This window comes from Rhodococcus sp. KBS0724, assembly GCF_005938745.2.
GTDB lineage: Bacteria > Actinomycetota > Actinomycetes > Mycobacteriales > Mycobacteriaceae > Rhodococcus_F.
The window spans coordinates 64,362-72,618 of record NZ_VCBX02000003.1; the positions used below are offsets into that span (position 1 = coordinate 64,362).

The window sequence follows — 8,257 nt, forward strand, 5'->3', positions numbered from 1 at the left end:
TCGTGTTCTCCCTTTATCCGAAACGCTTGACGTACATGTCTTCGCCGGCCCAACCCGAGAGCGGCATGATGGAGACGGTTTGCCCGGACTGCGGGGCGTTGAGCAGCATGTCCTGGCCGTTTTCGTTGCCGTAGTAGATGCCCACGTGGTGGGTGTCCCCACCGGCGCCGAAGTAGATCAGGTCGCCGGGTTGCTTCTGATCGAACGGAATGTCCTGTCCCCGAGCGTCGTACAGCTGACCGGGATTTGAGTGGCTTCCGGTGAAGTGCGGAAGCAGGATTTGTCCGCCGGAGGCTTGGAACACCGCGTACAGCGTCAGACCGGAGCAGTCGAATCCGACTTTGTTCGGATCGCCGTTCGCATCTCCTGCGCCGCCGCCGTCGCTGATGCCCTTGGTCGGGCCGTTCTGATCGCCGCCGCCCCACGCGTAGGTCGTACCGATCCAGCGAGAGGCGGCCGCGATGACGTTCGCGCCGAACGGTCCACCCGGCTTGAACTGCGGTCCGCCGGAGTTCGAGACTCCTGGAGTGCAGACACCGACACCGCCGTCGACGACCGCTGTCGCAACACCGACCTTGGCGATATCGGCCAACTCTTGCGGCGTGAGGTCCTTCCCTGCGCCCTTGAACTGGGCGGCGAGCTGACGGGCGAGCGGTTCGTCGTCGGCATACAACTCGGGATGCGCCGAACCCTGCACCGTCTGAGCGGCCACAGTGACCGGCATGGATTGCCACCCCGACACTTTGAGCAAGGCGTCGTAGAACTTCACGTTCGCGGTCACCGGGTTCATCAGCTCTTCCGCGGTCCCCCAGATGGTGACCTGCTGCTGAAACTGGTTGACCGAGAGGTGGTCGGAGCCGACGCCGTCGTGCGGGTATTGCAGCGATTCCGGGACGTTGGAGCTGGCGAGCATCCGGTACGTGCTTTCCTGGCTCTCCGTGGACAGGGCGACGACGATTCCCTGTTCGGGAACCCCGAGCGACTCCCCGACTGCCACCGTTTGCTTTGCGAGAGCGAGCTGACTGGAATTCAGTCCGCCGGTGCCCGGTTCAGCTGGGTTGCTCGGTGCAGGTTCCTGTCCTGGTGCGGGCGCTGGTGCAGCGGCACCGGGTTCGGCGGCCTTGTCGACCCACGGCGCCGGATCGACGGCGGTCCCTGCGCCGTCAGGCAAACGGCCACCGTCCCACACCTCGAAGTGAAGGTGGGCGCCGGTGGACTCGCCGGCGTTGCCGATCTTGCCGATTTCCTGACCAGCGGAAACCTGGTCGCCGACCTTGACCAGAACGCCGTCGTCGAACATATGCCCGTAGACGGTCGAGTAAACCTTCCCGTCGATCTGGTGATCGAGAATGATCCAGTTGCCGAATCCGGCGGCAGGGCCGGCCGCGACGACTCGGCCGTCGGTGAATGCGTAGATCGGCGTGCCCACGGGACCGGCGCGGTCGATCCCCTGGTGTTGGGTTCCCCAGCGCGCACCGAATCCCGAAGTATCGGTGGTCTCGCTGCTCTTGGTCGGCTTGACCAGTGAGCCGGCGGGAGCCACCGATCCGACCCGACCTCCGCCGGGTACGCAATCGGGATTCTCCGTGGCCGGACCGATGATGACCACGACGATCATCACCAAGCCCAGCAGTGCGGCGCCGCAGAATGCGCCGATCTTTTTCACGTCCATGATTTCAGGTGACCTGCCCCTACTGCCTGCGGCCGTGGAGGTGATCGGAGAGTTCGTTGATCAGCTCCGTCGCAGCCGCGAGCTGGACCCGGTGCTCTTGTTCGAGACGAGCGGTGTCGACGCGCCGGGTCGCGGCCATCTCCGGATCTGCGTTGACCCAGTTCCGGAGCGTGTTCGGATGCACTTCCAACGCTTCGGCGACCAGCACGATCGCCTTCCACCGCGAGGACACCTTCGTGGTCAGCTCGGCGACCTTCTTGACCGCAGCTGCCCGCAATTGCGGGGTGAGCGACTTGTACTTGCGTTCGGCGATCATGCCGCGCCCTCTCCTTCGAAACCGTCGTCGTCGCTCAGGGCGTCCGAGGTGAGGTCGCCGTACCGGGAATTGGTGTCGTGAATGCCGGATGCGATTTCCGACGGGGTGAAGATCAGCTGCACCGGGATTCCGGGAGTGCGGGTCTCACCGACCTTGATCAGGAACTTGCCCTGACCGGGCGGCGGCTCTTTCGGCTCACCTTCTTTGCGCCGCTCGCCGGTGCGAGCAGGCGGTGAAGACCAACCGGTGACCATGTCGGCTTCGGTGCCGGTGAACTTCACGATCCGCTCGAGGCGGTCGATTTCCGCTTCCGGAACAGCGCCGATGACCTTCACGCGGGCACGTTCGATGAACGTCTTCGCTTTGTTCGCCGCCGACACCGAGCCCATGGCTTCGAGGTCGGTGATCGTGTGCGTGATCATCCACAACGCGGTCGCGATCGTGCGGTTCAATCGGGTCAGCGAGTTGACGCGATCGACCATGAACTCACCCAGCCCGAGCACCTGCCAGAGCTCGTCCATGACAGCTTGAAAGCGGCGCTGCGGTCCGAGGCCGGCATCGGCGAGGGCGTGGGCGGCATCGATGGCGGCGAAGCCGTCGGACCAGCACACCAACATGACCGCGGCCTTGAGACGGGTGTGGCCTTCGGGGATGTGCGAGACGTCGATGCAGATCGCAGGGGCGTCGAGGTCGATTTCGGTGGTGGTGTGGCCGTTGAAGATTTCACCGAACGAGCCCTTGACCAGCCCGCGCAGTGAACGTTGCAGATCGCGGGTCGCTTCGCGGTACTCGTGCTCGCCGACGGCGGCCGCGTTCTCCATCAGCTCCGGATGGCCTTCTTTGACGAGCTTGTACATGTCCTCGATCAACGGCGGGTTCTCCGCGGTGAAGCCCTTTTCGTTGTAGAGGATCTCGATGCAGGACGAGATGATCGTTTCCTCGTAGTCGCGCACCGCACTGCCACGGGAAAGTTCGATCAGTCCGGACATGGTCTGCAACTGGCGTGCCCGTAGTTCGGTGAGCATCTTGCGGGCCAGCTCCGGGAACACCGCCAGCCGAGGCAGGATCGAGCCGAGGACACCACCGGCGAGAGGGTTGACCCGGCCGTACCCGTATCCGAGGTCGATGACCTGACCGTCGACGGCCTCGATCAGATTGCGGTAGTCCGGCTTCACGTCGGCGAGAACGAGGGTGGTCACCTTCTGCGCGACACCGCCGAGCACCATCCGGCGCACGAACGAGGACTTGCCGTATCCGTTGAGTCCGAGAACGAACCCGACCGGGGCGGTGATCAGGCCTTCGACGAACCAGGACAACAGGTCGAACAGGACCGGGGCGCCGGTGAGCAGATGACGCCCGACCGGTGTCCCGATCAGCGGCGCACCGGCTCCGACGGCCCAGGGCCACATGCCGGCCGCCTGCGCCGAGGATGCGCGGTATTCGACCTGACGGCCGACCGAGGCCATCCGGCCACCGCCCGCACCGCGATAGCCGCGGTCGGAGAGCTTGAGGGCAGGCAGGAGGAACCCTTCTTGTTCTTCGCTTGCCTTCTGTGCCTCCAGGTTCCGGCGGCGTTTGTCGTCCATCTTGAGGTGATGACGAGCCAGGACACCGGCCAGGGTGGGGCCGTGGGAGCGTGCCAGCACTTGCCGGCGCTGTTCTTCGGTGAGGAGTTTGACCATGACCGCGCCGCCTATCCGGCCATCGCCGACGGCATGGAGGCGTGCTCGGGCAAGATGACGCCGATGCCGAGGGAGCCGTAGAACCCGGCAGCTTGGTAGCGGTACGCGCGGCGCACCTTCAACCGCGCCTGCACGGACAGGTCCTTGATGATCGCGTCGATCGCCGGAATGTCCCCGTCGAGAGGTTCGGTGATGGTGATCAAGATGCCGAACCGCACCAGTCCGTGACCACGCGCCTGTTCCTCACGGGCACGGGCGGTCGCTTCCACCTTCAACGTCGCGGTGACCGAGCCGATGCCTTTGCCGCCCTGTTCGGCGATCAGCGCGTTCTTGTAGTCGTTGTCGACGATCTTGACTGCATCCGCGGCCGTGTGCGGGCGGTAGACGATCGCGACCCGCTTACGTGGGATGTCGGGGTTCGGCGCGAGGATGCGGCGCAACACGCCTTCGTCGACCGCGCCGGTCGGCGCCATCTCCATTTCCCAGGTCACCGAGCGGGCACCGTCGTGGATGTACTGGTCGAAGCGTTCTTCATGCGAGATCGGGCCGGCATCGGACCAGTCCAAACCGTGTCCTTCCACCGTCGCGTCGGCGCGTTCGATGTCTTCCTGCGAGGCCGGATCGGTGGAGCGGCGAACGAAGGAAATGACGTCCGAGGCTGCCATCGGGCGGACGCCGACTCCGGCGGAGCGCATCGCGGCGCACAGACCGGGAAGCCTGCGACCGATTTCGACGGCCTGCTCCGAAGGGTCCTTCTTACGAGCATCGGTGGTCGCACGGAACGTGACCGCCAAACGGGGAAGAAGTTGAGCCTGCTCGGTGGCGAACAGTTCAGCCGCCTCGTAGTTCGAGTCCTGCGCCAACTGCGGTGCATCCGGTTCGGTCTGACGAATGACCTCCGCCAGCAACCGGTTTCCGGTCTCGGGAACGCAGTCGATCACCGGGACGACCGAGACCACGTCCGAGGTCTGACCCATCGAGGCGAGGACGACACCCCACTCCCCCACCCATTCGTTGATCATCGACTGATCGACCGCTTCATCGCCCTGCGGCCACGCCTTGAGGACCACCGTGTACAGGTGAAGTTTGGGCATGTGGATCATCCCGAACCGGTACCCGGCGGCGTCCTCACCCTCGTAGAGTTTCGTGTCCGCGGCCACGCCGGGCAGAAGTGCCTTCCCGCCGGGGATTTCAGAGAAAAGTCCACCGCGGTAAATGTTTTCGCGCCGACGGCGCGTCCGGAGCCATTGCATTCTCAATACCGTCATTTCGTATCCACTCCGTCCGTCCCTGCCCCACACCAGCGGGGCAGCAACGACGACGGAAACCGCCAACACCGTCAGGCCGACCTTGAAACCACCGACCAACATCGATCCCATAACCGCGATCACCAGCACGAAGCAGACGATCGTCGTGCCCCACGTCAGACCGAACAACCCGGAATTACGTGGCTTGGTCCAGCCCGTGTAGAGCAAACCGTTCTCGTTTGTGGTGCTCATCGCCGAATCGTGTTCCTTCCCAGATCGGTCTGACTACTCGAATACCGGTCCCCGGCAAGGTCTCCCGCGCCGCGATCGGAGGACTTCGCACCCGAGCCGACTGCGCCGATCGCCTTACTCGCCTTCGATCCGCCGCCGGATCCCTTGCCGCCACTGCTCGCGCTGCGCGATCCGCTGGCACCTTGAGAAGTGCGGCCAGATGCCGGAGAGGTCCGCGTGTTCGGCGGCTGACCGAACGCTCCTCCGCGGCCGCCGCCGCGTGAACCACCGCCGCCACCGCCGCCGCCTCCGCCGCCCGGACGACCGCCACCTGCGAAGGACCCGCCACTGTTTCCGCCGCCGGGTCCGCCGCTGAACGCGCCCGCAGACTTGCTGCCTGCGCCGGCCGACTTACCGGCCGCCATCGACTTGCCACCGGTAAATGCCGCAGCGCCAGCCATCAACGCCATGCCCGTCGCCGCCGCGCCCGAGCCGCCGGACCCCACGGCCGCGACCGCCGGAGCGATCAACCGCTGCAACGCCGGCAGAACCGCAGCCGCGAGCGCGAGCAAGATGATGCCGATCAAGGACTGCTGGAACTGATCCGCCGTCGGCGTCTGCCCTTCGGTGATTCGCGCCGAGTCCTGAGCGGAAAGGAATGCCATCGCATACACCAGCGCGCCGATGGGCTTGAACAGCAGAAACGCCAGAATCCAGGACACCAACTTCTGGTACGACTGCGATCCCGTACTCGTTCCGGACGCAGCGGCCGCAACCGGCACAGCCGCGACAGCGACGATCAACAAGCCCTGACGGACCACGAGCAACGCAGCTTGCGCCAGCGCGCCCAAGATCCCCACCAGGCCGATCACGAACAGCAGCCCCGGAGAAGCACCGGTGAAGGCGCTGACCGCGAGCATCGAGTTCACCATCCCGATCGGGTCCTTGTTCGAGGTGTCGTCGACAATCCACTCGGCGAACCGGTCACCGGCCAGAGTGGCCAACGCGATGATCGAGGCGAACATCGTCGTCGCGAACACCGTGCGCGCCAACGCCTTGTACGTCTCCTCCGCTTCGTTGAGCAGTGCGTGACGTTTCGCGGCCGCCAGTTTGATGGCCATGAAAATCACCGACGCGGTCAGCAACGCCAACTGAATCCAGCCGGTGTACTCCGTGATCGCCTGGAGCGGCGTCGAATTCGCCAGATCCGGATTCGGCAGCTTGATCCACCACGTCATCGCCATCGTCAACACCTGAGCCATAGCTTCGAGGAACGACTTGACGATGTCGCCGAACTGCGAATCCCACATCTCGTTGACTTTGTCGCCCGCGAAGTTCGTCACCGCCGTGACCGGATTGCCGCCGGCCTCGCACAGCCCACCCGCCGCGTCACCCAAGAAGCCGCCGAGGACGGGGATCGCAGCTGTAGCTACCCCGGCCGCGATACCGCCGACTACATCGCACGTTCCGTTCGACTCCTCCTCCGCCTGTGAATCGCCGGGAGGTTGCGGTGCGTCCTGCGCCGAGGCGACAGAGGCCCCACCGAACATCACCAGCAGTGCGAGGACGAGTGCGAGAACTACTTTCCTGGCCATCGCGTCCACCCCGCTAACGTCGGAGTCGACCCCAGATCGCCCGCCGTGCGCGGAGCGATCTTGACGAACCAATCACCGTCGCGCCACACGAGCTCAAGAGACGCGGTGGTCCATCCGTTTCCGGCGACGTTGTTAGCCGCGTACTCCACTACCGCGTAATCCGGCGACCAGTACTTGAGTCGGTACGCTTCCTGCCGAATCAGCGGCGCACCCAGAGCGCCGGTTCGACCATCGGCAACTGCTTGGCGAGCATCGACCAGGCTTGAGTTCCGCTCCGCTTCCAATTCGGGAGTGGTAGCCACTGCCCGGCGTTCCAAGAATGCGACGGCGCCCTGATAGCTCGACTGGGCGCGGTTGACGGTCTGGAACCCGGCCAACGCCGCTCCTTGCGGTGTCTGCGCGAAACCGGTGGCCAGAGCCCCGTCAACCTTCGACGGGCCATCCGAAGTGGAGAACGGCATCGGGAAGTTCTGCACCTTCTGCCACATCACCCCAGCGGGCGGAAGTGCTGCGTAATCAGCTGCGCCCCGGTCCGGTTGGCCGGAACGATCCTGATCGAGAGCGACACCGTTCGGGTTCGGGGGTACTTCGACCCGGAATCCGAGTTCGTCGATGTACGGCAATCCCCAGTCCGAGCGGTCTTGCTGAGGAGAGATCGTCGTTCCCGGTTGAGGCTGCGCGGTCGGTTCGTCGGTCTTACTGCGATTGATCACCACGGCGATCACACCGCCCACTACAACGACGACCACGATGATCAGCGCAAGGTAGAACGTCCATTTGCGACGGATGAAGGACTCGTCCTCGTTGCTCTGCGGCTGCTGCTTCGTGGCCCTCATCGGTTGGCCGCCAATGAAATCGCCGACGACGGAAGCCCGTCGACGGAACTCACCCGGCCGCTGGTCTCGTCGTCGCCTGGGAGCAGTAGCTTCCAGTCCTCGCCCGACCACACCACCTTCACCTGTGATGCGGCGAACGACTGATCGGGGAACGAGGAGTACACCGTCACCGCTGCGTTGTCGGTGTTGTAGTCGGTGACCTCGTAGCCCACGATCTTCGGTGCTTCCGCCGGAGCCGGCGGAGCAGTGAACGAGAGCAACTGTCGGCTGATCGCGAAGTCGTCACGAGCAGGACCAGGGGCAACACCTGCGGCCACGACACCGGGCCACTGGTGATCCGGAGCGACCGAAAGGCGCACCGTCTGCTGAATCGCAGCGAGCGCCGCGCCCTGCGGATCGTGGGTGAAGCCGCTGACCGGGCCGGAACCGGAGTTGGTTTTCGGTCCCTGGTCGGCGACAGGCAACGCGATTGTTTGGTAGTCCTGCCACCGGACGTTGCTCGGCGGTGCCGACACGTCCGGAGCGGCGGTCGTCGCCACGTCGGCGGGGGTATCGGAGTCGTCGGACCCGCATCCTGCCCCGACCGCCACGACAGCGGCAGCCATGACGGCGAACCCTATGCGTTGGGTGAGTTTCATTGGAAGGAAATGCCTTTCGTCAGATGAGGGTCAGAACGAC

General features: G+C 64.8%; 7 protein-coding genes. All 7 read right to left on the bottom strand.

The genetic code is table 11. The features are described 5' to 3' along the window. Positions 1-13: 13 nt before the first annotated feature. Genes FFI94_RS33480 through FFI94_RS33510 form a run of 7 tightly spaced genes read right to left on the bottom strand, consistent with a single transcriptional unit; the run spans position 14 to position 8,184 of the window. Positions 14-1,672: a peptidoglycan DD-metalloendopeptidase family protein gene (locus FFI94_RS33480; RefSeq protein ID WP_138874157.1), complete on the bottom strand. Its 1,659-nt coding sequence runs from the start codon at positions 1,670-1,672 to the stop codon at positions 14-16. Between the two features lie 19 nt (positions 1,673-1,691). After that, complete coding sequence (locus tag FFI94_RS33485) at positions 1,692-1,988, bottom strand: transposase (protein ID WP_138874158.1); 297 nt, start codon at positions 1,986-1,988, stop codon at positions 1,692-1,694. Continuing rightward, a complete protein-coding gene (locus FFI94_RS33490) occupies positions 1,985-3,670 on the bottom strand; it encodes a hypothetical protein (RefSeq protein WP_138874159.1) in 1,686 nt (561 codons plus the stop codon). Before FFI94_RS33490 ends, FFI94_RS33485 begins: the two co-directional genes overlap by 4 nt. Positions 3,671-3,681: 11 nt before the next feature. Next, entirely contained in the window at positions 3,682-5,169 is a 1,488-nt protein-coding gene (locus FFI94_RS33495) for an SCO6880 family protein (RefSeq protein WP_030537673.1), read from the bottom strand. Then, positions 5,166-6,743 carry a hypothetical protein gene (locus FFI94_RS33995; protein WP_231783616.1) on the bottom strand — a complete coding sequence of 526 codons (1,578 nt, stop codon included), beginning with the start codon at positions 6,741-6,743 and terminating at the stop codon, positions 5,166-5,168. Before FFI94_RS33995 ends, FFI94_RS33495 begins: the two co-directional genes overlap by 4 nt. After that, positions 6,728-7,579, bottom strand: coding sequence for a hypothetical protein (locus FFI94_RS33505; protein WP_138874160.1), 852 nt, complete (start codon positions 7,577-7,579; stop codon positions 6,728-6,730). Before FFI94_RS33505 ends, FFI94_RS33995 begins: the two co-directional genes overlap by 16 nt. Further along, positions 7,576-8,184 carry a hypothetical protein gene (locus tag FFI94_RS33510; RefSeq protein ID WP_260684607.1) on the bottom strand — a complete coding sequence of 203 codons (609 nt, stop codon included), beginning with the start codon at positions 8,182-8,184 and terminating at the stop codon, positions 7,576-7,578. The genes FFI94_RS33505 and FFI94_RS33510 overlap by 4 nt, the downstream gene beginning before the upstream one ends. Between the last annotated feature and the right edge of the window lie 73 nt (positions 8,185-8,257).